Genomic DNA, 23,827 nt, shown 5'->3' on the forward strand with positions numbered 1-23,827 from the left:
GCTTTTTTCGATTGCACAAACAGGGAGAAGTTCCGTGCCCATGTTGTTCATCCTGTTGCTGATTACAGGTGTGGCGCGCGTCCCATTTTGTCGGGCATACGCCTCGACGATGGGGCTGCGAGCGTGCGAAGTGCGTTCAGGAATGCATGCACGCAGGAGGACATGCAACTTCCGCGCCGGATCATGCTGAATACGCGTCTGATCACGGTGCAGTGGCGTGCGCGATCACCGCGAGCGCGTATTCAGTCGGATTCCAGCCTGAACACACGTGCTCGTCTGCTTCGCCCTGCAGGGCGAAGGCGATGCAATGGGCGTTGCGGGAATCAGTCCGCGGTGACGGGGACGGGCGGCTCGGCGATGACGTGCAGGTGCGCACCGGACAGCGGCGGGACGCCGCGGATCAGGTCCGACGCGCGCTCGGCGATCATGATGGTCGGCGCGTTGGTGTTGCCGCCGATCAGCGATGGCATCACCGAGGCGTCGATCACGCGCAAGCCGTCCACGCCGCGCACGCGCAGTTGCGGATCGACCACGGCGTCCTCGTCGTCGCCGATGCGGCAGGTGCCGACGGGGTGGTAGACGGTTTCCGCCTTGGCGCGGATGAACGCGACCAGCTCGGCATCGGACAGGTCGGTGCGGGCGGGATGGATCGGCGCGCCGCGATAGGCATCGAACGCGGGCTGCGCGAACAAATCGCGAGACAGCTTGGCGCACTCGACCATCATCTTCAGATCGAAGCCTTCCGGATCGCTCAGGTAGTTGGCCTCGATGCGCGCATCGGCGCGCGGATCCGCGCTGGCCAGCAGGATGTGGCCGCGGCTGCGCGGACGCAGGAAGCAGGCGTGCGCGGTGTAGCCGTCGCCCGGCAGCCGGTTGCGGCCATGGTCGTCGAGCATGGCCGGCACGAAGTGCATCTGGATGTCGGGGCGATCATCCGGCGCCAGCGGGGAGCGCACGAATGCGCCGGCCTCGGCGATGTTGCTGCTGCCCGGGCCGCTGTGCCCGCGCAGGAAGTAGTCGAAGGCGGTCTTCAGTTCGCTGGTGCGGTCGTAGGTGACGCGCTGGGTGCTGTGCTGCAGGGTGCAGATGTCGAGGTGGTCCTGCAGGTTGCGGCCGACACCCGGCAACGCATGGCGCACGCTGATGCCGGTCTGCTCCAGGTGCTCCGATGGGCCGATGCCGGACAGCATCAGCAGTTGCGGCGAATTGATCGCACCGCCGCTGAGCAGCACTTCGCTGCCGCATCGCGCGATGACTTCATGCCCGCCGCGGGCGTAGGCCACGCCGACTGCGCGACCCTTCTCCAGCAGGACGCGACGGACCAGCGCGCCGGTGACGATGTCCAGGTTCTGCCGGTCGCGGGCAGGGTCCAGGTACGCGACCGCGGACGAACAGCGCGCGCCGTCCTTCTGCGTGACCTGGTACAGGCCGAAGCCTGCCTGCGTGGGGCCGTTGAAGTCGTCGTTGCGCACGAAGCCCGCCTGCGTGCCGGCTTCGATGAAGGCCGCGGACAGCGGGTTCGTGTAGCGCAGGTCCGACACGTGCAGCGGACCTTGACCGCCGTGCAATGCATCGGCGCCACGCGAGTTGCGCTCCGAGCGGCGGAAGTAGGGCAACGTACTGGCCCAGTCCCAGCCCTCGGCGCCGGCATTCGCCCAGTCGTCGTAGTCCTGCGGCACGCCGCGGATGTAGCACATCGCATTGATCGAGCTGGAGCCGCCCAGCACCTTGCCGCGCGGCCACCACAGGCGGCGGTTGTCGAGGTGGGGCTCGGGGGCGGTGTCGTAATTCCAGTTCACGCCCTTCTGGCCGACCAGCTTGGCCAGCCCGGCGGGCATGTGGATGAAGGGATGCCAGTCGCGCGGGCCGGCTTCCAGCAGCAGCACGCGGCACGCGGGGTCTTCGCTCAGGCGGTGGGCCAGCACGCAGCCGGCCGATCCGGCGCCCACGATGATGTAGTCGTACACATGCAGCCCTGTTGCGAAGACCGGCCGAACCTAGCGGCGGGGGATAGAGCAAATGCTCTGTGGCTGCGGCGGATTGCCGCACCTGCGGGTGTTGTGCGGTTCCAGCGCCGCGGCGATCGGGAAAACGCTGGCGATGTTGCAGTGCATCGGATACCTTGCGCGCCACAGGCGGGCGGTGCCCGCGTCCCGATGATGCGATCGCAGACCGCGCCCCATGGACCCGTCTTCCCCCGCGACCACCCGGTTCGAGCGACTCCGCGCGGCGATGTCCGAGTCACCGCCGCTGCTGTGGGCCTTCGTCTACTTCTTCTGCCTGCTGAGCGGTTACTACGTGCTGCGGCCGGTGCGCGATGCGATGGGCGCGTCGAGCGACGTCGAAGCGGTGTTCCCGCCGGCGATGATCGGCTTCTTCGCCGCGCACGGCATCCCGTTGAAGGAACTGATCCTGCAGGTGCTGTCCACCTGCTCGTTTGTCCTGATCCTGATCGCGCAGCCAATCTACGGCGCGCTGGTCAGCCGTCTCCCGCGCCGGGTATTCCTGCCCGTGCTGTTCGGCTTCTTCATCCTGTGCCTGCTCGGTTTCCATCTGTTGTTCGACAGCCAGGTGGCCGGGCGCGGCCTGGCGTTCTTCCTGTGGGTCACGGTGTTCAACGTGTTTTCGGTCGCCGTGTTCTGGAGTTTCATGGCCGATGTGTTCTCGCATGACGAGGCGAAGAAGTACTACGGCTACATCGGCGCCGCCGGCACCATCGGCGCGTTCACCGGGCCGCTGATCACCCGCACGCTGGCCGAAAAGGTGGGCCTGGCCAACCTGATGCTGGTATCCGCCGCGTTCCTGGCCGCCTCCGTGGTCTGCATCTGGCGCCTCCGTCGCTGGGCGCTGCAGCGCGAGGCGATCGTCGGCCGCGACAACGAGAGCGCGATGGGCGGCGACGTGCTGGCCGGCTTGAAGCTGATCGCCAAAGAGCCGCTGCTGCGCTGGCTGGCGGCGCTGGTGTTCCTCGGCGTCGGTATCGGCCAGTTGCTCTACAACCAGCAGGCGGCGATCGCGCGCGAGGCCTTCGCCACCGCCGAGGCCCGCACTGCGTACTACGCCGGCATCGACATCGCGGTGAACGTGCTGACCCTGGTCGTGCAGCTGTTCGCCACGCGCTGGCTGCTGTCTCGCTTCGGGCTGGCGCCGGTGCTGCTGATCCCGATGGCGGCCCTGCTGCTTGGCTTCGCGGTACTGACGGCGTCGCCGCTTCCCATCGTGGTCGGCATCGTCCAGGTGGTGACGCGCTCCAACGAGTTCTCGCTGATGAAGCCGGGGCGCGAAACCATCTATACGCGCGTCGACCGGCAATGGCGCTACAAGGCGGGCGCAGCGATCGACACGGCGTTCTTCCGTGGCGGCGAGATCACGTTCTCGTGGACGTACAAGGCACTGTCGGCTTTTGGCTCGCAGGTGGTGTTCGGTGCTGGCCTGTTGATCGCCGGCGTGATGACCGCCAGCGCCTGGCGGTTGCTGCGCGAGGAAAAGAAGCTGCCTTCGGAAGCCGCGAACGCGGGTGAAGGCGGACCACCTGCCGGGATGCGCTGAACCTGCCGGGGCAGACGTTGCCGTGCGCCGTCGTTATGCTGTGCGCAGACAAGGGGAGAGACGGGCATGGGCGTGATCGCGGCGGTTCTGGTGGTACTGGTGGCGTTGCTGCACGTGTATTTCCTGGTGCTGGAGATGTTCCTCTGGACCAGGCCGCTGGGCCTGAAGACCTTCCGCAACACTCCTGAGAAGGCGGAGACCACACGTGTGCTGGCCGCCAACCAGGGGCTCTACAACGGCTTCCTCGCCGCCGGCCTGCTGTGGGGCCTGTTCACCGCGCAGTGGAACGTGGTGGTCTTCTTCCTGCTGTGCGTGATCGTCGCCGCGCTGTACGGCGCATGGAGCGTCAACAAGCGCATCTTCTACGTGCAGGGCCTGCCCGCGATCGCGGCACTGGCCGCGACGCTGCTCGTCTAGTCCGCTGCAGCGACGGTAGGCGTCAGCGCAGCGTCCAGGCCAGCACCAGCGCGCCGGCCGCGAACAGCACCACCCAGGCCAGGTGACGACCGCGGGTGAACAGCAGCGGCAACAGGCCGGAGACCAGCAGCGTGATCGCGAGCGTCGTGCCGATGCTGCGTTCCGCCGTGTCGGGCAACTGCCCGAGTTGCAGCACCACGACCGCAAGCCCCCACGCGATCACCGTGGTCAGGTGCCAGGCGAAGCGCAACCTGCGCGTGGTGAACCAGGTATCGCCGAACAGCTTCGGCAGATCGGGTCGGCGGAACAGACGGATCAGGAGATAGCGCTCGCCCAGCACCGAGTGCGCCAGGCCGAGCAGGAACATCAGCGCAGCAGCGGTGAGCAGCATGTCAGCCGCCTTTCGCCGGCTTCGGCGACACCCACATGCTGATGCGCGCGCGGAACACCGGCTCGCCCTGCGGGTTGCTGACCACCACGTCCATCGGCAGCTCGTAGCCGTCGGCGGATTCGCGCGGCTCGAACGCCGGCGTGGCGACCGCCGTCATCGTTCCCACGGCCTTCTTCAGGTATTCCACCGTCATGCCCTTGGGAATCCAGCGCATCGCGCGCGGGATGCTGACGTCGGTGGTCAGCCCGCCGACGAACTCCGCCAGGTTGCACAGCGCGATCGCATGCACCGTGCCCAGATGGTTGGTGACCGAACGCCGGTGGCGGATGGTCGCCTCGCCGCGACCGGGTTCCAGCCGCGTCATGCGCGGACCGATGCTGCCGAAGTAGGGCGCCTTGAAGCAGATCAGGCGTGAGAACAGCCAGTGGCCCAGCGGCTTGCGGCTCAGGCTGCGGTAGATCGATAGAACATCGGCGCTCATCGGAACTCCTCTCGCGACGACGGCGGGACATGCCCGCCGTCGTGATCGTTGCTGTTGTGGTGGGCGTCAGGCCGCTTCGCGCGGCTGGCGCTTGTGCTGCGGCAGGTCGTAGAAACTGGCCGCGCGCAGCTCGTGGGTTTCGAAGTCGTCCACCGTGATGGTGTCCAGCGTGATCGCACGGAGCTCTTCCAACAGCTTGCGCTCGTCGGCGGTGATCCAGCCTTCACGCACGCCTTCGTCCAGCTGCGCGTTGTAGTCCAAGGCTTCGATATCCTTGGTCTTCAGCGCCTTCAGGAACTTGCGCTCCACCGGCTCCGCCGCGACGGCGGTGGCCAGGTAGCTGTCGATGCGGCCGCCGGGGTTGTTCTCGCACGGGGTCAGGAACACGCCCTGGCCGATCCGGTCGCGTGCTTCGTTCGGCGCCATCAGCAGCATGGCGACGCGGTGGCTCAGGCGATCGCCCGGCGCCACGGCACGACGGCCGAACGGAAACACCACCGGCCACAGCAGCCAGCCCAGCGGCTTGATCGGGAAGTTGCGCAGCGCCTGCGACAGCGCCAGCTCGATCTCGTACGCGCTGTTGTGGAACGCCCAGGCCAGCAGCGGCTTGTCGGCTTCCGGCGTGCCTTCGTCGTGGTGACGCTTCAGCACCGCGCTCATCATGTACAGATGGCTCAGCACGTCGCCCAGGCGACCCGACAGCGATTCCTTGAACTTCAGCTTGCCGCCCAGCGCACCCAGCGAGATGTCGGTCAGCAACGCCAGGTTGGCGGCGTAGCGGTCGAGCTTGCGGAAGAACTTCTTCGTGTACGCATCGCCCGGCGCGGCACCGATCTTCGAACCGGTGATGCCGAACCAGAACGAGCGCACGGCGTTGGAGATCGCACCGCCGATGTGCGGGTACAGCGCGGCGTCCAGCGCGTTGACGCCGGCCCGGGTGTCCGGGTCGGTCGCTGCGCGCATCTCCTTCATGATGTACGGATGGCACAGGATCGAGCCCTGGCCGAAGATCAGCAGGCTGCGCGTCATGATGTTCGCGCCTTCCACCGTGATGGCGATCGGCGAGGCCTGCCACGCGCGGCCGGCGAAGTTGCGCGGCCCCAGGATGATGCCCTTGCCTCCGACGATGTCCATCACGTCCTTGGCGACATCACGACCCATGTTCGTGCAGTGGTACTTGGCGATGGCCGACGGCACCGACGGCACGTCGCCACGGTCGACCGCGGCCGCGGTGGCCTGTGACAGCGCGCTGATCGCATACGCCTTGCCGCCGATGCGGGCCAGCGCTTCCTCGACGCCTTCGAAGCGGCCGACCGACAGGCCGAACTGCTTGCGGATGCGCGCATACGCACCGGTGACGCGTGCACCGGCCTTCGCGCCGCCGCTGGCGGTGGAGGGCAGGGTGATCGAGCGGCCCACGGCCAGGCACTCGTTGAGCATGTTCCAGCCCTTGCCGGCCATCTCCACGCCACCGATCAGCTGGCTGAGCGGAATGAACACGTCCTTGCCGTGGATCGGGCCGTTCTGGAACGGCGAGTTGAGCGGGAAGTGGCGGCGGCCGACGTCCACGCCGGGCGTTTCGCGCGGCAGCAGCGCCAGGGTGATGCCGATGTCGCGGGTGTCGCCGATCAGACCGTCCGGGTCGTACATGCGGAAGGCCAGGCCGATGATCGTCGCGACCGGCGCCAGCGTGATGTAGCGCTTGTCGAACGTCAGGCGGATGCCCAGGACGTTGGCCCCGTTCCACTCGCCCTTGCAGACGATGCCGTAGTCCGGGATCGAGGTCGCGTCGGAGCCGGCGAACGGACCGGTCAGGCCGAAGCAGGGCACTTCCTGGCCGATGGCGAGGCGCGGCAGGTAGTAGTCCTTCTGTTCCTGCGTGCCGTAATGGTTGAGCAGTTCACCCGGGCCCAGCGAGTTGGGCACGCCGACGGTCGAACTGACCACGCTGCTGACCGAGGCGATCTTCTGGATCACCTTGTGGTGCGCCAGCGCCGAGAAGCCCAGGCCGCCGTATTGCTTGGGAATGATCATGCCGAAGAACTTGTTCTTCTTGATGTAGTCCCACAGCTCCGGCGGCAGGTCGGCGTGGATGTGGGTGATTTCCCAGTCGTTGGTCATCCTGCACAGCTCTTCCACCGGGCCGTCGAGGAAGGCCTGCTCTTCGGCGGTGAGCTGCGGCTTGGGATAGGCCAGCAGCTTGTTCCAGTCCGGGTCGCCGGTGAACAGGTCGCCTTCGAAGCCCACCGAGCCGGTTTCCAGCGCGATGCGCTCGGTCTGCGACAGCGGCGGCAGCGCGCGGCGCAGGAAACCCAGCGCCGGTGCGGTGATCAGCGGCTTGCGGATCGCCGGGATCAGCAGCGGCACGGCGATCGCCACGACGACCAGCGCCGCGATGACGGTGGCGGTGGGATTGGCGCCCAGCAGCCAGCACGCGACCAGCAGGCTGGCGGTGAGGGCCGCCCAGTAGGCGAGCCGCAGCCGGTGGTAGGCGGCGAACGCGCCCGCCAGCAGGAAGGCGAGGAAGGGGATGACGATGCTCATGGGTTTGCTCCGGACACGGATTCGGTTACATCGGATTCGGCATTACCGGGCGCGGCCGACAGGCCTGCCAGGTATTCCAGCACGGTGGCGGTAAATGCGTCGTTGTCGTCGCCGGCCACCATGTGGGTGGCCTGCGGCAGGTGCGCGTGGCGCGCATGCGGCACCAGCAGCTTGAACTCTTCGACGGTCTTCTCGGACACCAGGTCGCTGCGGCCGCCACTGATCAGCAGCACTGGGCACTGCACCTGGCGCGCGGCGTCGGCGATGGCGTCCTGGTGCTGCGCGCTGTCGCGCGCCAGTTCGTCGACCAGGCGCGGATCCCAGTGCCAGCGCCAGCGGCCGTCGGCGCCTTCGCGCAGCAGTTCGCGCAGGTCGTCGGCGGATTTGCGGGTGCGGCGTTGCGGCTGGTAGGCCGCGATGGTGTCGGCCGCATGCTCGAGCGAGTCGAAGCCGTCCGGGAACGCGGTCATGAAGGCCAGGATGCGCTGCAGGCCGGCGTGTTCCCAGCGCGGGGTGATGTCGACCAGCACCATGGCGCGGAACAGGCCCGGCCAGCGCGATTCGGCGATCAGGCCGAACAGGCCGCCCATCGAGGCGCCCACCAGCACCGGCGGCTCGGGCTGTTCGCCGGCCACGACGATCAGGTCGTCGGCGAACTGGTCACCGGTGTAGGGCAGGTCGGCGGCATTGCGGCCGGATCCGCCATGGCCGCGGGCGTCGTAGGCGAGGCCGGCATAACCCTGTGCGGCCATCAGTTCGCCGGTGCGGTTCCAGGCACCGCCGGTCTGGCCGAAGCCGTGCGCATAGATAAGTGCGGGGTGGCTCTGCAGGGCGCGCGGCGACGGAAAGCGGCGGACCGCCAATGCGACGTCGCCCTGTCCGTTCACCACACGATCCGATCCCGCGCCGATGACGCCGGGAGAGCTTGTGAAGGTGGGAGAGGCGTGTGTCACCATACGGGCTAGTATGGGTTGTCGCATTTAGAGCAGTCAATCGGTTTGGGCATTCGCGTTTCACATGCAACCGATTGATTTGGCTTTATTTGTTGTGCGGCGCAGCATACATACCGCTACACACCTCGGCGTATGGTTAAATGCGGCTCATGAGCACACCCAGCCCGGAAAGCCCCGCCACTGCCCCCACCCGCAACGCGCGTCTCAGCGCGGATGACTGGGCCCAGGCGGCCCTCGATCTGATCGCGGAGCAGGGCGTGTCGGCGGTGGCCGTGGAACCGCTGGCGCGTCGACTGGGTGTCACGAAGGGCAGCTTCTACTGGCATTTCCCGTCGCGCGATGCGCTGCTGCAGGCCGCGCTGGAGCGCTGGGAAGTGGTCGAGCAGGAAAGCGTGTTCGGCAATCTGGAAAAGGTGCCCGACCCGCGCGAGCGCCTGCGTGCGCTGTTCCAGCTGGTCGGCCATGAAGTGAAGCCGCACATCATCTACAGCGAACTGCTGAAGGCGCTCGATCATCCGTCCGTGCAGCCGGTGATCGATCGCGTCTCGCAGCGTCGCCTCGAGTATCTCGTCGCTTCGTTCCGCCAGGCCGGCATGCAGCGCAGCGACGCCGTACATCGCGCGCGCCTGACCTACGCCGCCTACGTCGGCTTCCTGCAGCTGTCGCTGCAGCTGCAGCAGCCGCGCATGACCTCGGAAGAATTCGAGACCTACCTTGAACACGTGATCTCGACGCTGATCCCGACCTGAGTTTCGTAGGGTGGGCCTTGGCCCACCGCGCAGGATCCTCGCATCGATGGCGGGCCAAGGCCCGCCCTACGGAGTTGCGGATGCCGCCCGCTTCAACTCCGACAGCCGCACCACCACGTACGCCAGCAACGCCACCGCGAAGAACGCCAGCAGCATCCAGGCGATGCCCTGCAATGTCTCGATGACGGTGCGGTACACCTCCAGCACCCAGCGCTCGGTGGTCAGCGCGATGATCTGCGCCTTGTCCTTCTCCATCCACTGCGGCGCGGTGATGTAGCGCTCCAGTTCGTGGATGCGCACGCCGGACGACACGCCGACAACGAGGACGGCGAACTGCATGTAGCGCAGCCATGCCTTGCTGATGTCGTCGGCGATGATGCGGGTGAGGATGCGGTCGATGGGCTTGGAAAACATCCACGTCACGCACCAGGCGACGGTGGCGGACAGCAGCAGCGTCACGGCGAGCAGGGTCAGGAACATGTCGATCTCCTCGGGAAAGCGGGGTACACCGATCTCATCGCTGGCGGTGACGCGTCACTCCGCGGCGCTCGCGCCGGATTGCCGCGTCGTTCCAGCGCGGGCGACCACATAGAGCACGACGTAGCAAAGGCCGAGTGCAAGCGGCAGCGTCCAGACCTGCGGGCCATTGCCGTAGTTCAGGTGGGTGGCGTTGATGTGGATCGCGGGGATCGTCGTCAGCGGGAGGGCGAGAACCGCGCGACCATCGAGCGTGCGTGCGCGCCAGAGCAGCCAGGCGGATGCCGTCAGCAGCGCCATCTGCAGGTAGACCCAGCCGCGATACGTGGCACTGTCGGACACGAGCAACGCGAGGTGCACCGGGATCGACGTCAGCACGCAGGCGACCAGCAGGCGCGAGAGCACGCGGAAAACCCGCGCGCCCGCAGGCGCCCGCGACGTATCCGCTCGCATGGCATCCCTCACGCCGGCCCCATCACCCGCTGCCGCACACCACTGCGCCATTCCCGCTGCTCGCGCACATACCCACTGCGCTCCAGCCACCGAAAGATCGAGCGCACGGTGACGACGGGGTAGTCGCCGGACAGGCGCGTGCCGACGGAGTGGTCGGTGAAGTCGGTGTTGGCCGAGAACAGGCCGCCCAGCACGCGCTTCGAGTAGGCGACATGCACGCTGTCCGGCACGAAGCCATCGCCGCGGGCGAAGGCGTACGCACTGCGGCGGTCGTAGATGCCGCGGTCGGCGAGGGCGGCGGCCATCACTTCCATGATCCACGCCGTGGAGTTCTGGTAATCCTCGCTGCCCGGCCGCGCGATCAGGTTGTAGCGTGGGTGGTGCAGGCTGTGGCGCGGCATCTGCTGCAGGCGCGCGGCCAGGCGATCGGCGACGTCGGGTGGGAACCACACGATGCGCAAGTCCTGGTTGACGAGATCATCCGCAAAGAAGTTCACCAGCCCCTGCGCATACAGGCCCGAACGATCGCTGCCGCACTCGTTGAGCAGGTGCACGACGGTCCAGCGTCCGTGTGCGTGGTCGCGCACCGCGAAGCCGGCGTGGCTGTAGACCAGTCCCTGTTTCGACAGATCGGTGCCGACGCGCGCGAGCAGTGCGACCGGTGCATCCACCTCGTCCAGTTGCTGTGCCGCGAGCAGGGCGGTGCGTGCGGCTTCGGCCACCTTGTACGGTGGCATCTCCATCTGCCGGCAGGCATCGCCCCCGCGTGCCGTCCCTGGCAACGCGAGAACGAAGACGAAACACAGCACCGCGAGCGCACGCATCACGCGCTCACCCGCCGTAGCGATGGCTGTGGATGTGCGGGCGGGCGGCATCGTTGGCGATGAAGCACAACGCCTCGCCGGCCGCGCTGAGGATCCAGCCCGTCGACACCGCCGCCACGCTGATCGCCGTGCCGAGGGCGATGCCCAACCGCTTGATCACTTCCACGCTCAGATAGACCACGAACGAGGCGCCGGCCACCACGCCTGCGGCGGCAACCGACACGGTCACCGCCACACTGCCGGCGACGACGGCAACGCCGGTGACCACCGCCGAGGCGCCATGGCCCAGCGCGTGGATCACCGCGACCGGTACCTCGATGGAGGCTTCCAGGCTGGCCTGCGACATCCGGCTGGCGCCATCGGATTGCGGCGCGGCCTGGGCGGGCAGGGTGAGGCCACCGGACAGCGCGGTGGCCAGGGCAAGCGTCAGCGAGCGGGCGATCAGACGGGTCATGGCAGGTGTCTCCGGCATGGGCCGGACCATGGGCGCGGCGACGACCGGTGTTCAACCGGCATCGACGAGGTAAGCTCCGGCGCAACAACCGGTATAGGAATGCGCTACCGATGGCCGTCTCGGTCGACCTGATCGATGCCCTGAAGCGCTGCCTGCGCGCACAGAACCTCACCTATCGCGAGCTCGCCACGCGCATCCGCATGAGCGAGGCGGCGGTGAAGCGCATGTTCTCCCGCCGCGCGATGAGCCTGCAGCGGCTGGAACAGATCTGCGAGGTGCTGGATGTCGGCCTGGCCGAACTCAGCGCCGAGGCCTCGCGCGGACGCAAGGCGATGGCGCAGTTGAGCGAGGCGCAGGAGCAGGCGCTGGTCGACGACCCGCCGCTGCTGATGGCGCTGTTCCTCACCCTCAACCGCTGGCGCCAGGACGACGTGCTGGGCCATTTCGGTTTCACCCCCGCGCAGTGGACCGGCCTGCTGGTGAAGCTGGACCGGCTGGGCATCATCGAACTGATGCCCGGCAACCGCGGCCGCGCGCTGACTGCGCGCAACTTCCGCTGGCGCGCCGACGGCCCGATGGAGCGCTATTTCCGGCTGACCCTGCTGACCGACTACTTCGCCGATCCGTTCGATGGCGAACAGGACGCGCTGCTGCTGCTCAGCGGCAGCCTGAGCATCGACGGGGTGAAGCAGCTGCGGCAGCGGCTGGAAGAAGTCGCGCGCGAGTTCGACGCCCTGCTGGCCCGCGACGCCACGCTGCCGGCCGAGGATCGGGTGGGCGTCAGCCTGGTGCTGGCGCAGAAGCCCTGGCTGCTGCAGCTGTTCAATCCCTACCGGCGCTCGCGCGACGCCTAGGCGCCATAACGGGACGGAGCTCCGAGTGCCATCGATGGAGCTCGGAGCGCCGTCGACGGCTCTCGGAATGCCGGCGACGGCCCTCGGAATCCCAACGTCCGCCCTCCGAGTGCCAGCGGCGGGACGCGGGAGGCGCCGTCGTCGACTCTTTCAGTCCCATCGATGACACGCCGGGCCCGGACGACGGCGCGAAATGCCCGGGCGATGGCGCTCCTGATCCCATCGCTGGCTTTCCGGAAGCCATCGACGGGGCTGTACTGCTCTGGCCCTGGCATTCCGAGGGCCATTGCTGGCTCTCCGGCACCCGTCCACGGGGCTCCGAATGCCATTCGCGGAGCTCAGCGCTCCATTCGCAAGCCTCCGGGCCTTGCGATCCACGCGTTCTCGCTGACCTTTGAGACGCAGCGACGTGCGATGACGGGAATGGCGCCATCCGTACCCCCAACCTGACCGCCCGCCGACCTCGGCCGCGTTCTCCTCGTCTGAAGGACAAGACATTGGTATCATTTTGGTCTCACTTTTCGAGGGTGGCGCATGAACGCAGCGGTCGATGTTTTCAAACGCAACGATTTTCCGGGCAGTTCGCTGGACGCGTTGAATGCCTGGGTTGCGGAAGTCGCCGCGCTCACCCAACCCGATGACATCCACTGGTGCGACGGCAGCGATGCCGAAAACGCGCGCCTGACCAAGCAGATGCTGGCCGACGGCACGCTGCTGCCGCTCAACCCCGAAACCCACCCGCACAGCTGGCTGCACCGTTCCAGCCCCAGCGACGTGGCGCGCGTGGAGCACCTGACTTTCGTCTGCACCGCGCAGCAGGAAGACGCCGGCCCCAACAACCACTGGATGGCCCCGGCCGAGGCGCACGCGAAGATGGATGCGCTGTTCGCCGGCTGCATGCGCGGGCGCACGCTGTACGTCATTCCCTACTGCATGGGGCCGATCGATTCGCCGCTGTCGCGCTGCGGCGTGGAGATCACCGACTCGCCGTACGTGGTGGCGAACATGCGCATCATGACCCGCATGGGCGCGCCGGCGCTGGCGCGCATCGAGCGCGAAGGCACCTTCGTGAAGGGTCTGCATTCCACCGGCGAGCTGGATCCGGATCGCCGCTTCATCATGCATTTCCCCGACGAGCTGACCATCAAGAGCTTCGGCTCGGGCTACGGCGGCAACGCGCTGCTGGGCAAGAAGTGCCACGCGCTCCGCATCGCCTCGCATCAGGCGCGCAGCGAAGGCTGGCTGGCCGAGCACATGCTGATCGTCGGCATCGAGAATCCGCAGGGCGAGACGCACTACATCGCCGCCGCGTTTCCGTCGGCGTGCGGCAAGACCAACCTGGCCATGCTGATTCCGCCGGAGGGCTATCGCCAGGCCGGCTGGAAGGTGTGGACCGTCGGCGACGACATCTGCTGGATGCGCCCCGGCGCTGACGGCCGCCTGTATGCGATCAATCCGGAAGCCGGCTTCTTCGGCGTGGCGCCCGGCACCTCGGACAGTTCCAACCCGAATGCGCTGGCGACGATCAGCCACCACACCATCTTCACCAACGTTGCCGTCACCGACGAGCAGGAACCGTGGTGGGAAGGCCTGGATTCGCGCACGCCGTCGCTGGACTGGCAGGGTCGTCCGTACGACGCCGCCAACGGCCCGGCCGCGCATCCCAACTCGCGCTTCACCGTGTCCGCGCGCCAGTGCCCCAGCTACTCGGCCAAGGCCGAGGATCCGCAGGGTGTGCCGATCAGTGCCATCGTCTTCGGCGGCCGCCGCGCCTCGCTGGTGCCGCTGGTGTTCGAAGCGCGCGACTGGACGCACGGCGTACTGGTCGGTGCCGCGATGGGGTCGGAAACCACCGCCGCCGCGACCGGTGCGGTCGGCGTGATGCGCCGCGACCCGATGGCGATGAAGCCGTTCTGCGGCTACAACTTCGCCGACTACTTCGCGCACTGGCTGTCGTTCGACGGTGCGGGCGCGAAGCTGCCGAAGATCTTCCACGTGAACTGGTTCCGCAAGGGCGGCGACGGCAAGTTCCTGTGGCCCGGCTTCGGCGAGAACCTGCGCGTGCTGGAGTGGATGATCCGCCGCGTCGAAGGCACCGCTGATGCGGTGGACACCCCCATCGGCCATCTGCCGCGCGCCGAGGACCTCAACCTGGACGGCGTGGCGCTGAGCGATGAAGCTCACGATCTGCTGTTCGGTTTCGAGCGCGCCGGCTGGCAGGCCGAGTTCGCCAGCATCGGCGAGTACCTGGAGGAATTCGGCGCCCGCACCCCGCAGGCGCTGAAGGACGAACAGCAACGCATCGCGGCCCGCCTGGCCCCCTGATTCCCCGCCTCGCGCATCCCTTTCCTGCGCAAGCCCCGCCGCGTCCACCCCGGATGCTGCGGGGCTTTTTCTTGGAAGCGCGAGGCTGCGCGCTTTTCTCTTCTCCCCGCGTGCGGGGAGAAGGTGCCCGCAGGGCGGATGAGGGGCCAACGGTGCACGTGGCTTCGACACGCAAGGTGCTCATCGAGTGACCGGATCCGGAAGCGACCACGGCGCGCACTTCCGCGGACTCCGCTCGCCCTCACCCACCTTCGGCACCCTCTCCCCGTTGCATGGGGCGAAGGGGTGTTTCCTTCTCCCCTTGTGGGAGAAGGTGCCCGAAGGGCGGATGAGGGGGCAACGGCGCACGTGGCGCCAACATCGCAGCCGCCTGTCGAGTGATCGGATCCGGAAGCGACCACGGCGCGCACTTCCGCGGACTCCGTTCGCCCCTCACCCGCCTTCGGCACCCTCTCCCCGTTGCACGGGGCGAGGGGAGGTGTCTGCGGCCGAACAGTCGGTCGAGAAAATCGCCAGGCCGATCTAAACCCCCGCGCCTCCGCCCGCATCGTAGTCAGTATGCTGAATGCCGTGATCGAACCTTTCGCCGACAGCCTCGCGCCCGAGGACGCCGCCGCCCAGGACACCGCCCTGGCGCGCACGGCCGCCACGGGCGACATGCGGGCCTTCGAGGCGCTGTACCGGCGCCACGCCGGCCGCATCCATGGCGTTATCCAGCGACTGGTGGGCCAGCACGGCGTCCGCGCGGAGGACCTGACGCAGGAAGCCTTCGTGCGGGCCTGGCAGGCACTGCCGGCGTTCCGCTTCGAAAGTGCGTTCAGCACCTGGCTGCACCGGCTGGCGGTGAACACCGCGCTGATGGAGCTGCGCAGCCGCCGCACCGGCCCGCGCTTCGACGATGACGAGGACACGCTGGACGGGCTGGGCCTGGCCGACAGCGCGGGGCAGGGCACGGCCCTGTCGATGGATCTGGAGCGCGCGGTCGCCACGTTGCCGCCCCGCGCCCGCGCCGTGCTGGTCCTGTACGACGTGGAAGGCTGGAAGCATGAAGAGATCGCCGCCGAACTGGGCATGGCGGTCGGCAGTTCGAAAGCCCAGTTGCACCGCGCGCGGCACCTGCTGCGCGAGCGTCTAGGAGCACACGCATGACCCCCCACGATCCCACTCCGTTGTCCGACGACGCGCTGCGCTGGCAGTTGCGTGCGCTGCGCCAGGACACGCCGCCCTCGCGCGACCTGTGGCCGGACATCGCCGCGAAGATGGCGGAGGCGCCCGCACCGTCCGTGCCGGTCGAGCGACGTCCCCGCCGGGTGGCGCCGTTCGCACTGGCGGCGTCGGTGCTGCTGGCCGTCACCATCACCTGGCAGCTGCAGCGCACGCCCGAAGGCGATGCGCTGATCCAGCGCGAGGCCGCGGCGATGACCCGCGACTACACCGGCGCGCTGGCGCAGATGGATACGCAGGCCAAGGCATCGCCCGACTACGCGCCGGCGCTGCATGCGCTGGACCAGAGCGCGGCCGAGATCCGCCACGCCATCGCCACCGATCCCGAAGCGCGCTTCCTGCTGGAACAGTTGCGCCGTACCTACGCCCGACGCCTGGCCTTGACCCAGCGCGCCGTCATGACCTGAGGAGTTTCCCCATGCGCACCTATTCCTTCTCCCTGCTGCTGGCCGCCGCCCTGCTGGCGCCCTCCGCCCTGGCGCAGACCGCCATCAACGAAACCCGTCCGCTCGATGCGCGCGGCCGGGTCGACATCAGCAACGTCAGCGGTCGCATCGAAGTACGCGGCTGGGAGCGCAACGAAGTCCAGATCACCGGCACGCTGGGCAAGGGCGTGGAGCGTCTCGACATCGATGGCTCGCGTGAGCAACTCAGCATCGAGGTGCGCTATCCCAAGAACGGCGGTTGGGGTGGCAGCAAGACCGGGCCGACCGAGCTGGTGGTGATGGTGCCGGTGCGCGCGGACCTGGACATCGAATCCGTGGCCGCCAGCGTGCACGTCGAAGGCGTGGCACCCGGCGAACTGTCGATTAGCAGCGTCAGCGGTAGCGTGGTCGCGGCCGCCGCACCGCGCAAGGCGGACGTGGAGACGGTCAGCGGGAACGCCACCCTGACGCTCAACAGCGAGGACGTGGATGTCAGTACCGTCAGCGGCTCGATCGTGCTGCGTGGCCGCTTGAATGGGGACATCGATGCCGAGACCGTTTCCGGCCGCATCGAGGTCAACGTCAACGGCGAACGCATCCGCGACCTCAGCGCCAGCACCGTCAGCGGTCGCGCCGAAGTGACGACCGCGCTGGCGCCGGCGGGCGAGATCAGCATGGAGTCGGTGAGCGGCGACCTGCTGCTGCGCCTGCCGAAGGACGTTTCCGCGCAGGTCAGCGGCGAGAGCTTCAGCGGCAGCCTGAAGGCCAGTGGCGTGACCATCGAGAAGCGCCGTGGCCCCGGTGCCAGCTTCTCCACCACTTACGGCAGCGGCAGCGCGCGGGTGAGCGTGGAAACCTTCTCGGGCAGTGCGGAAGTGCGGCTGGAGTAAGCGCATCGGCGGCGCCGCGATGTCCCGTATCATCGATGCGTTCCCGATGATCACGACCGAGGCTCCGCCACATGACCAGCGCCGCGTTCCACGTCCAGCAGGCACGACGCCATCTGGAAACCGGCAATGCGGCACAGGCGCTGGCCGACGCCGAGCAGGGCCTGGCAGTACATCCCCGTGATGACGACCTTCAGCTGGTCGCCGTGCAGGGATTGATGGCGCTGGAGCGGTTCGCCGACGCGGTCGCCAGGCTGGACGCACTGACGGCCTTGTCGCCGCAGAGCAGCGAAGCCTGGATGCGACTGGGCGTTTGCCGTGTGCACCTGGGCGACATTGCAGGCGCGGTGGTCGCACTGGAGCGTGGGCTGGCACTGGCGCCGCAGGCCTTCCTTGCCCGCCTGCAACTGGCCGAATGCCTGCATGTGCTGGGACGGACCGACGAGGCGCTGGTCCATTTCTTTCGCGCAGTGACCACGGCGCAGGCGAAGGGGCGCTGGCTCAACGACCAGACCACCGCGCCGGATCTGCGCGACCGCGTGCGCCAGGCAATGGCGATCATCGACGCGGGACGACAGGCGCTGTTTTCCGGTGCGATCGCGCCCCTGATCCAGCAGCACGGTACCGACGACCTGCGGCGCGTGGTGCAGGCGCTAGAGGGATACCTGGGGCTGCGCTCCGCCGCCAGCCCCGATCCACGCCAGAAGCCGACGTTCTTCTACGTGCCCGACCTGCAACCGGAACCCTACTTCGACCGCGCGCTGTTCCCCTGGTACGCGGCCCTGGAGCAGGCCACCGACGCGATCCGCGCCGAGCTGCAGCGCGTGCTGTCGGCACGCGACGGCTTGCAGCCGTTCCTCGATTTCAGCGGCGGCGCGCGCAAGAGCGATTTCCTCGACAACCCGCGCGATCTCGATACCGCGGCGTGGGACGCCTACTTCTTCTACCGCCACGGCGAAGCGTTCGCCGAGCATCTGGCCGCGTGCCCTGCGACCGCAGGCGCGCTGGCGCAGGTGCCGCTGACACGCATCGACGGCCATGCGCCGGAAGTGCTGTTCTCGCTGCTGTCGCCCGGCACGGTGATCAAGCCGCACCATGGCGTCACCAACAGCCGGGTGGTCACGCACCTGCCCCTGATCGTGCCGCCGGACTGCGCGCTGGAAGTGGGGGGCGTGGAACACGCCTGGACGGAAGGGCGCTGCGTGACGTTCGACGATTCCTTCCTGCACGCGGCCTGGAACCGCAGCGACCGGCTGCGCGTGGTGATGATCCTCGACACCTGGCATCCACGCCTGCGCGAGGTGGAAGTACAGGCGCTGCAGCAACTGGTGGAGACGATCGGGGATTTCAACGTCCGCGCGGGCGTGAGCTGAGCGCGACGTTATTCGTGATCGTGCTCGCCCGTGTCGAAGCGCATGTAGGTCGACAGGATGTACTTGTCGTTGGAGATCGCCGGTGAGCCTATGTGCTGGAACATCCAGTACGGGGGGAACACCAGCAGGCGTCCCGTGCGTGGCCGGACTTCCACGTCCAGGTCCATGAATCGCGTGGTGCCGCCGTTGTCGACGTCGTTGAGATACCACAGGAACACGAGGTAGCGCCCCGCTGCTTCATCCACCGAATCGAAGTGCGGCTGGAAACCATCGCCGCTCCCGGCGCGGTACTTCTTCATCATCAGTTTGTCGATGCGGGGGCGGTACGGCACAGCAAGGCTCAGCCCCAGGTCGGCGTTGTAGCGTGCCAGCGCGTCTTCGATGCGGGTCATGAAGAAGCCGAGGAAGGCAGGGTCCGCCAGCCGGCTCAGGTTGAGCTCGGTCCAGCGGCTGGCGTCGAGCGCGGGGCGATAACCCTGGCCATTGGGCATCTGGAACTGGGTGGACGATTCGAACCCGTCGATCAGTTGTTGGCAGAACGCGGCGGGCAGCGCGTCGTCGTACGTCCGGATGTAGTCGGCGAGGGCTTTCATGGGCTCATCGTATCGTCAGGTCATAGCCCCAGTGGTCGGCCACCGGCTGCAGGATCGGCAGGGCGGGGGCCAGCCAGCGTGCGTACGGTTGCCAGCGGCCCACCGCGCGCGCGTTGACCGGCTCGACCACCTGCGAATAGCTGGGCGTGCTGATGTAGCCCTTGCGCGCGGCATGCTGGCTGAACTGTGCCAGGAAGTCGCGGTCCTCGATGCCGAGGAACGCGCCGATGCGCTCGACCTGCGCGGGGAAGTCGCCGACGGTGTCCTCGTAGCGGAGCGTCAGCGTGTCCGGCGACAGCAGCGCCTGATGATGGATCCAGAAACGCATCGCGTTGACATAGCTCTTGGCCAGCCGCTCCAGGCTGGAGCACAGCACCATGAAGGCGGGCGAGCGGAAGTTCTGCATGTAGCAGCTCAGCAGCACGTCGCAGGGATGGCGCAGCGCCAGGATGATCTTCGCGTTGGGGAACAGCCGCACGATCATCGGCAGGCGCAGCATGTTGAGCGGATTCTTGTCGACCAGTTGCTGGCCGGGCGCCAGGGAGATGACCTTCGCCACTTCGGTCCAGTAGACCGTGCGCAGCTCGTCGGCGCTTGACGCATCCATCGCGTCAAGCGCGTGCGGATACGCGAAGCCGCGCTTTTCCATGTGTTCGATGCAGCGCTGCAGCGTGGCGCGCTCGTCCATCGAGGCGTAGCCGGGGTGCGCATCCAGCATCTGCTCCAGCATGGTGGTGCCCGAGCGGGGAAAGCCGACGATGAAGGTGGGCGACTCGCCGGCGAAAGGTGCATGCGGTGCATGCCGGAAGCGGGCTTCTTCCGCCGTGAGCCATTTGCTGGAGACCTTCAATGGTTCGGCGCCGGCATAGGTCATCTCGGGGACCACATCGGCCGCCAGTCGGAACTGGATGGTGTGTGCCTTCTCCAGGTGGATCATCGCGTCGGCAGGTTGCTTCTGTCTGTCCGCGATACTGGCGAGCGTGAACAGGGCGGTGGTCTCGGCCTGCACATGGGGGTTGCGCAGCAGGATCGCTTCCGATGCGAGTCGCGCCTGCGCATAGTCCTTGTCGCGCATTGCAATGGCGGCCTGGAGCTGCAGCAGATCCACGCGCTCGTGCCCGCCCAGCGATTCGGCGCGTTCGCCGAGTTGGCTCACCAGTTCCCTTGCCTGCTCGACGCGGTTGGTGCGTTCGAGCAATTGGGCCAGTCGCACCATCGTGCCGGCGCTGTCCGATTCGGTGGACAGCAGCAGGCGCTCCGCGTCGTCGGTCCGCCCCACCTGCACCAGGACGGTAGCCAGTTCGCGCTTCAGGTCAGAGGGCAGTGCATCCCATTCGGCAGCGGGCGGAATCAGGGTTGCCGCACGCTGCGCGTCCCCGCATTCGAAGCAGACCAGCGCCGCATTGATGCGGGCCTCGGCCATCCCAGGTGCAAGGTCCACGGCGTCGAGCAAACGGTGCCTGGCCTCGCCCAGAAGGCCCATTTCCAGCAACAGCAGGCCGTGGTCGATGATGAGCGACACATGTCGCGGGTCGATCGCCAGCGCATTCCGGTACGCGTGGTCCGCCTTCCGGTAGTCGCCGCCCAGTCGCGCGGCAGCGCCGAGATTCGCCCAGTGCGCCAGCGATTCCGGATATCGCGCAGTCATGCGTTCGTATGCCGCGATCGCGTCGGCGTAGCGCCCTTTGGCCTGTAGCGCCATCCCTATGAGCGTCCACAACGTAGGGTCGTCCGGCCGATCCTCCAGCGCGGCATGACAGAGGGCCAGCGCGGTGTCGTGGTGTCCCGACTCGTAGGCCTCGACGATACGGGTGATGGGGCTGTGGTTCATCGCGCGAGTATCGCAAACCGGGAATGAAAAAGCCGCGCGGGGTCACCGCGCGGCTCAGGTACACGACGTTGCTGTCTAGACTCAGAAGTTCATCGTGTAGCGGGCCCACAGGTAGCGGCCCACGGTGTCGTACGTGCTGACGTCGGTATTCGCGTTGAGCACGTTGTTCTGGTACATCATCTGCGGCTGCTTGTCGAACACATTGTCCAGGCCCACTTCGACCTTGGAGTTCCACCACGGCAGGTTGTAGCTGGCGCTGATCGCGTGCGTCAGGTAGTCGTCGAAGTCCACCGAGTAGCAGTACTCGGGGCTGTCGACACTGCAACCACCGTCAGCACTGGCGATCTCGAAGCCGCTGACGTAACGCGTGCGCCAGGAAACGCCGAAATCACCCTTCTGCCAGTTGACGAACGTACGGGCGCGGACGCGCGAGTAGTTGCCGTAGGACTTGTTGTACGTGCCGGCGAGGCTGACGACCTCGTCGGTGTCGTCCAGCGGGTTGACGTCGTTGTCGTACTGCGCGATGTACGTCGCGTCCATGCCGAGCACCCAGCTGCCCCACGCGGTGTCGGGCAGGCGGTAACGCAACGCCAGGTCCCAGCCCTTCGTGTCCAGGCGACCCAGGTTCACGATCGGCTCGCGAATGAAGTCGACCTGGCCGTTGGAACGGCGGTTGATGAATTCGCAGAACGGGTGGCTGTCGTTGCCGTAGCACGTGTTGACCACCGTCTGCGCGTCGGCGCGGGTGATGGTCTCGTTGAGGTACAGGCGCCAGTAGTCGAGGCTGACCGAGAAGCCCGGCAGGAAGTCCGGGTCGTACACCACGCCCCAAGAGAACGACTTGCCTTCTTCCGGCTGCAGGTCGAAGCCCGCGGCCACGGAGCCGGACCACACGCCGTTGGTCTGGGACGTGGGAGCTGCGCCGATACCGGTGGTGGGGATGTTGGTCGCACCCGCACCGGCACCGCAGGCGTTTTCGTGGTCACGCGGTGCGCCGACGGCGCCGTAGCCCTGGCAAGGATCATCCAGCTGCGGCGAGTCGCCCTGCGGGCCGGCGTACAGATCCTGGATGCGCGGGGCGCGGAAGACTTCCGCCACGGTACCGCGGAACAGCAGGTTCTCGATCGGACGCCATTCCACCTGCAGCTTGCTGTTGGTGGTGTCGCCGAAGGTGCTGTAGTCGGAATAGCGGCTGCCCAGGCTGATCGACAGCAGGTGCGCGAACGGCACCTCGGACAGGATCGGCACGTACAGTTCACCGTACAGTTCGGTCACGTCGAACTTGCCGGACAGGGCCGAGCTGCAGGCTTCCTGCGAGATGAAGCAACGGCCTTCCTCGTTCGCGATCGCGATGTAGTCGACTTCGCTGCGCTGGTATTCCTCGCGCCATGCAGCGCCGAACGCCAACTGCACTGCGCCGGCGGGCAGGGAGAACAGTTCGCCCGAGGCATTGGCCTCGAAGCTGCGGTTCTGGCGCATGGTGGAGTAGTACGGACGCGCTTCGTACTGCGACAGCGTCGCGATGGTCTGCGGGTCGTCGATGTTGAAGATGTTCAGCGGGGTACAGCCGGCGATGATAGCGCCCGGCGCACCGCACTTGACCACGCCGTCGCTGTCCATGAACGACGGGCCCAGCGCGTCGGCCAGGCCGGCGTAGTACACGTAGCCGTAGCTGGTGTTCTCGCTGAGGTAGTGGCCGTAGTTGAACGCTGCATCCCACTTCCAGGTTTCGCCGACAAAGCCTTCCAGACCGGCCACGACCTGCGAGGTGGTGGTGTCGTAGTAGGAACGGCGCTGGCCGAGCGAGGTGAAGCGGGTCAGGAACAGGTTGTCGTCCGTCGCACTGACCGGACCGAAATTCATGCCGAACGGGTTGTAATAGTTGTCCGCCGAAATGATCACGCCGTCGGACGAGGTGTCGAACGGCAGGGCCGCGATCGCGAAGTTGGACGAAGTCTTGTTGTGGTAGACCTCGGCGAAGGCATTCAGGTTTTCAGTGATCTGGTAGTTCGCCAGGAAGAACGCGTTGGTGCGCTCCTGCGGCGTCATGATCAGGTTGGTGGCCTGGTAGTTGTAGGAGTCCGTCGCGCCGTCGTAGCAGCGGTAGTCGTCGGTGCTGTCGCCGGCGGCGCCGGGGATGCGGGTGATGTTGTCGCATCCGTACTCGTCGATCAGCGGGCTGCCTTCCGGGAAGAAGATGCGACCGCGGGGCGCACGGCTCGAGCCGGCCACGGAAACGCCGCCGCTGTAGAGGTACGTGGCGTCCTTGGAGAAGTCACGGTCGGCCGAAGAGATGCCGTCGAACTTGTTGTAGTTCAGGCCGGCGATGATGTTGCCCTTCTCGCCCACCTGGCCGAACGTCACGGAACCGCCGCTGCGCTGACCGTCCTGGTGGCTGGGCGTCAGGCCGAAATCGATCGAGGCGGTCAGACCTTCGAAGTCGCGGCGCAGGATGAAGTTGACCACACCCGCGACGGCGTCGGAGCCGTACACGGCGGACGCACCGCTCATCAGTACTTCGATACGCTCGACGGCCGAAGACGGGATGGAGTTGAGGTCGTTGTTGACGATGCGGCGACCGTTGACGAGCAGCAGGGTGCGTTCGGCGCCCAGTCCGCGCAGTTCGACGGTCGAAGAACCGTCGCCGCCGCCGTTGTTGACCTGCGGATTGGTGGCAGCACCAGACACGGCAGGCAGTTCCTGGATCAGGTCGCCCAGGGTCAGCTTGCCGGTCTGTTCGATGGCGGCGCGATCGATCACGACGACGGGGCTGGCCGTTTCGGTTTCAACGCGGGCCACGCGGGAGCCGGTCACCTGGATAGCATCCAGGGTCTTGGCGCTTTCGGTGGACTCCTGCGCAAACGCGAGGCCGGTGCCGGCTACGCTGGTCGCACCCACTGCGAGGGCGAAGCCAATGGCTTCGCGCAGCTTGGTGGTCTTGTGGTTCATTCTCTCTCCGGGTGACGTTGTTGAAGCCCTAAGGAAACCTCGCCGGCCAGCCAAATAGCGGCGACCAAGAAGCA

Annotated in this window: 21 protein-coding genes; 9 read left to right on the forward strand and 12 right to left on the reverse strand. The window is 67.2% G+C overall.

Features of this window, described 5'->3' with window-relative positions:
* Positions 1–323: 323 nt before the first annotated feature.
* On the reverse strand, positions 324–1,967 hold the full coding sequence (locus IB225_RS10700; protein WP_192311232.1) for a choline dehydrogenase: 1,644 nt from the start codon (positions 1,965–1,967) through the stop codon (positions 324–326).
* Between the two features lie 214 nt (positions 1,968–2,181).
* Between IB225_RS10700 and IB225_RS10705 the strand changes: the two genes are divergently transcribed.
* Positions 2,182–3,549, forward strand: coding sequence for an MFS transporter (locus tag IB225_RS10705; RefSeq protein WP_192311233.1), 1,368 nt, complete (start codon positions 2,182–2,184; stop codon positions 3,547–3,549).
* A gap of 66 nt (positions 3,550–3,615) precedes the next feature.
* A complete protein-coding gene (locus tag IB225_RS10710; RefSeq protein ID WP_192311234.1) occupies positions 3,616–3,966 on the forward strand; it encodes a DUF1304 domain-containing protein in 351 nt (116 codons plus the stop codon).
* Positions 3,967–3,988: 22 nt separating this feature from the next.
* Here IB225_RS10710 and IB225_RS10715 read toward each other — a convergent pair whose 3' ends face one another.
* The 4 genes from IB225_RS10715 to IB225_RS10730 all read right to left on the reverse strand — a co-directional run bounded on the left by IB225_RS10715 (position 3,989) and on the right by IB225_RS10730 (position 8,245).
* Complete coding sequence (locus tag IB225_RS10715; RefSeq protein WP_192311235.1) at positions 3,989–4,357, reverse strand: hypothetical protein; 369 nt, start codon at positions 4,355–4,357, stop codon at positions 3,989–3,991.
* A 1-nt stretch (position 4,358) separates the two neighbouring features.
* Positions 4,359–4,838, reverse strand: a complete 480-nt coding sequence (locus IB225_RS10720) for a hotdog fold domain-containing protein (RefSeq protein ID WP_192311236.1) — start codon at positions 4,836–4,838, stop codon at positions 4,359–4,361.
* Positions 4,839–4,904: 66 nt separating this feature from the next.
* Complete coding sequence (locus IB225_RS10725; RefSeq protein WP_192311237.1) at positions 4,905–7,382, reverse strand: acyl-CoA dehydrogenase; 2,478 nt, start codon at positions 7,380–7,382, stop codon at positions 4,905–4,907.
* Complete coding sequence (locus tag IB225_RS10730) at positions 7,379–8,245, reverse strand: alpha/beta hydrolase (protein WP_225583803.1); 867 nt, start codon at positions 8,243–8,245, stop codon at positions 7,379–7,381. The genes IB225_RS10725 and IB225_RS10730 overlap by 4 nt, the downstream gene beginning before the upstream one ends.
* Positions 8,246–8,475: 230 nt before the next feature.
* Here IB225_RS10730 and IB225_RS10735 point away from each other — a divergent pair, with 230 nt between their 5' ends.
* Complete coding sequence (locus IB225_RS10735) at positions 8,476–9,084, forward strand: TetR/AcrR family transcriptional regulator (protein ID WP_192311239.1); 609 nt, start codon at positions 8,476–8,478, stop codon at positions 9,082–9,084.
* A gap of 66 nt (positions 9,085–9,150) precedes the next feature.
* Here IB225_RS10735 and IB225_RS10740 read toward each other — a convergent pair whose 3' ends face one another.
* From IB225_RS10740 to IB225_RS10755, 4 genes are read right to left on the reverse strand one after another with little or no spacing between them, the layout of a single operon-like run.
* Entirely contained in the window at positions 9,151–9,564 is a 414-nt protein-coding gene (locus IB225_RS10740) for a hypothetical protein (protein WP_192311240.1), read from the reverse strand.
* A gap of 54 nt (positions 9,565–9,618) precedes the next feature.
* Positions 9,619–9,966 (reverse strand): hypothetical protein, encoded by a 348-nt coding sequence (locus IB225_RS10745; RefSeq protein ID WP_192311241.1) that lies wholly within the window; start codon positions 9,964–9,966, stop codon positions 9,619–9,621.
* 56 nt (positions 9,967–10,022) lie between these two features.
* A complete protein-coding gene (locus tag IB225_RS10750) occupies positions 10,023–10,838 on the reverse strand; it encodes a DUF2145 domain-containing protein (RefSeq protein WP_192311242.1) in 816 nt (271 codons plus the stop codon).
* Between the two features lie 7 nt (positions 10,839–10,845).
* Positions 10,846–11,292: a hypothetical protein gene (locus IB225_RS10755; RefSeq protein ID WP_192311243.1), complete on the reverse strand. Its 447-nt coding sequence runs from the start codon at positions 11,290–11,292 to the stop codon at positions 10,846–10,848.
* 110 nt (positions 11,293–11,402) lie between these two features.
* Here IB225_RS10755 and IB225_RS10760 point away from each other — a divergent pair, with 110 nt between their 5' ends.
* The 6 genes from IB225_RS10760 to IB225_RS10785 all read left to right on the forward strand — a co-directional run bounded on the left by IB225_RS10760 (position 11,403) and on the right by IB225_RS10785 (position 18,380).
* A complete protein-coding gene (locus tag IB225_RS10760) occupies positions 11,403–12,146 on the forward strand; it encodes a helix-turn-helix transcriptional regulator (RefSeq protein ID WP_192311244.1) in 744 nt (247 codons plus the stop codon).
* Between the two features lie 534 nt (positions 12,147–12,680).
* Positions 12,681–14,471, forward strand: coding sequence for a phosphoenolpyruvate carboxykinase (GTP) (locus IB225_RS10765; protein WP_192311245.1), 1,791 nt, complete (start codon positions 12,681–12,683; stop codon positions 14,469–14,471).
* A 558-nt stretch (positions 14,472–15,029) separates the two neighbouring features.
* A complete protein-coding gene (locus tag IB225_RS10770; protein WP_192311246.1) occupies positions 15,030–15,620 on the forward strand; it encodes a sigma-70 family RNA polymerase sigma factor in 591 nt (196 codons plus the stop codon).
* Positions 15,617–16,102, forward strand: a complete 486-nt coding sequence (locus IB225_RS10775) for a hypothetical protein (protein WP_192311247.1) — start codon at positions 15,617–15,619, stop codon at positions 16,100–16,102. Before IB225_RS10770 ends, IB225_RS10775 begins: the two co-directional genes overlap by 4 nt.
* A gap of 11 nt (positions 16,103–16,113) precedes the next feature.
* Positions 16,114–17,010: a DUF4097 family beta strand repeat-containing protein gene (locus IB225_RS10780; RefSeq protein WP_192311248.1), complete on the forward strand. Its 897-nt coding sequence runs from the start codon at positions 16,114–16,116 to the stop codon at positions 17,008–17,010.
* A gap of 71 nt (positions 17,011–17,081) precedes the next feature.
* A complete protein-coding gene (locus IB225_RS10785; RefSeq protein WP_192311249.1) occupies positions 17,082–18,380 on the forward strand; it encodes an aspartyl/asparaginyl beta-hydroxylase domain-containing protein in 1,299 nt (432 codons plus the stop codon).
* A gap of 8 nt (positions 18,381–18,388) precedes the next feature.
* On the opposite strand, the gene IB225_RS10790 is transcribed toward IB225_RS10785, so the two are convergent.
* From IB225_RS10790 to IB225_RS10800, 3 genes are all read right to left on the reverse strand, one after another.
* Positions 18,389–18,973, reverse strand: a complete 585-nt coding sequence (locus tag IB225_RS10790; RefSeq protein ID WP_192311250.1) for a 2OG-Fe(II) oxygenase — start codon at positions 18,971–18,973, stop codon at positions 18,389–18,391.
* Between the two features lie 4 nt (positions 18,974–18,977).
* The gene (locus IB225_RS10795; RefSeq protein ID WP_192311251.1) at positions 18,978–20,804 is read right to left on the reverse strand and encodes a tetratricopeptide repeat-containing sulfotransferase family protein; all 1,827 of its coding nucleotides are present in this window, start codon (positions 20,802–20,804) and stop codon (positions 18,978–18,980) included.
* Between the two features lie 81 nt (positions 20,805–20,885).
* Positions 20,886–23,753: a TonB-dependent receptor gene (locus tag IB225_RS10800; protein ID WP_192311252.1), complete on the reverse strand. Its 2,868-nt coding sequence runs from the start codon at positions 23,751–23,753 to the stop codon at positions 20,886–20,888.
* Positions 23,754–23,827: the final 74 nt, after the last annotated feature.

Source organism: Pseudoxanthomonas sp. PXM02 (assembly GCF_014851805.1).
GTDB lineage: Bacteria > Pseudomonadota > Gammaproteobacteria > Xanthomonadales > Xanthomonadaceae > Pseudoxanthomonas_A.

Excerpts from the sequence above, each read along its gene's own strand:
- IB225_RS10775 (WP_192311247.1), top strand. The coding sequence starts at position 15,617 with ATGACCCCCCACGATCCCACTCCGTTGTCCGACGACGCGCTGCGCTGG.
- IB225_RS10795 (WP_192311251.1), bottom strand. The coding sequence starts at position 20,804 with ATGAACCACAGCCCCATCACCCGTATCGTCGAGGCCTACGAGTCGGGA.
- IB225_RS10780 (WP_192311248.1), top strand. The coding sequence starts at position 16,114 with ATGCGCACCTATTCCTTCTCCCTGCTGCTGGCCGCCGCCCTGCTGGCG.
- IB225_RS10705 (WP_192311233.1), top strand. The coding sequence starts at position 2,182 with ATGGACCCGTCTTCCCCCGCGACCACCCGGTTCGAGCGACTCCGCGCG.
- IB225_RS10760 (WP_192311244.1), top strand. The coding sequence starts at position 11,403 with ATGGCCGTCTCGGTCGACCTGATCGATGCCCTGAAGCGCTGCCTGCGC.
- IB225_RS10750 (WP_192311242.1), bottom strand. The coding sequence starts at position 10,838 with ATGCGTGCGCTCGCGGTGCTGTGTTTCGTCTTCGTTCTCGCGTTGCCA.
- IB225_RS10800 (WP_192311252.1), bottom strand. The coding sequence starts at position 23,753 with ATGAACCACAAGACCACCAAGCTGCGCGAAGCCATTGGCTTCGCCCTC.
- IB225_RS10735 (WP_192311239.1), top strand. The coding sequence starts at position 8,476 with ATGCGGCTCATGAGCACACCCAGCCCGGAAAGCCCCGCCACTGCCCCC.
- IB225_RS10785 (WP_192311249.1), top strand. The coding sequence starts at position 17,082 with ATGACCAGCGCCGCGTTCCACGTCCAGCAGGCACGACGCCATCTGGAA.
- IB225_RS10725 (WP_192311237.1), bottom strand. The coding sequence starts at position 7,382 with ATGAGCATCGTCATCCCCTTCCTCGCCTTCCTGCTGGCGGGCGCGTTC.
- IB225_RS10720 (WP_192311236.1), bottom strand. The coding sequence starts at position 4,838 with ATGAGCGCCGATGTTCTATCGATCTACCGCAGCCTGAGCCGCAAGCCG.
- IB225_RS10755 (WP_192311243.1), bottom strand. The coding sequence starts at position 11,292 with ATGACCCGTCTGATCGCCCGCTCGCTGACGCTTGCCCTGGCCACCGCG.
- IB225_RS10710 (WP_192311234.1), top strand. The coding sequence starts at position 3,616 with ATGGGCGTGATCGCGGCGGTTCTGGTGGTACTGGTGGCGTTGCTGCAC.
- IB225_RS10715 (WP_192311235.1), bottom strand. The coding sequence starts at position 4,357 with ATGCTGCTCACCGCTGCTGCGCTGATGTTCCTGCTCGGCCTGGCGCAC.
- IB225_RS10790 (WP_192311250.1), bottom strand. The coding sequence starts at position 18,973 with ATGAAAGCCCTCGCCGACTACATCCGGACGTACGACGACGCGCTGCCC.
- IB225_RS10770 (WP_192311246.1), top strand. The coding sequence starts at position 15,030 with ATGCTGAATGCCGTGATCGAACCTTTCGCCGACAGCCTCGCGCCCGAG.
- IB225_RS10765 (WP_192311245.1), top strand. The coding sequence starts at position 12,681 with ATGAACGCAGCGGTCGATGTTTTCAAACGCAACGATTTTCCGGGCAGT.
- IB225_RS10740 (WP_192311240.1), bottom strand. The coding sequence starts at position 9,564 with ATGTTCCTGACCCTGCTCGCCGTGACGCTGCTGCTGTCCGCCACCGTC.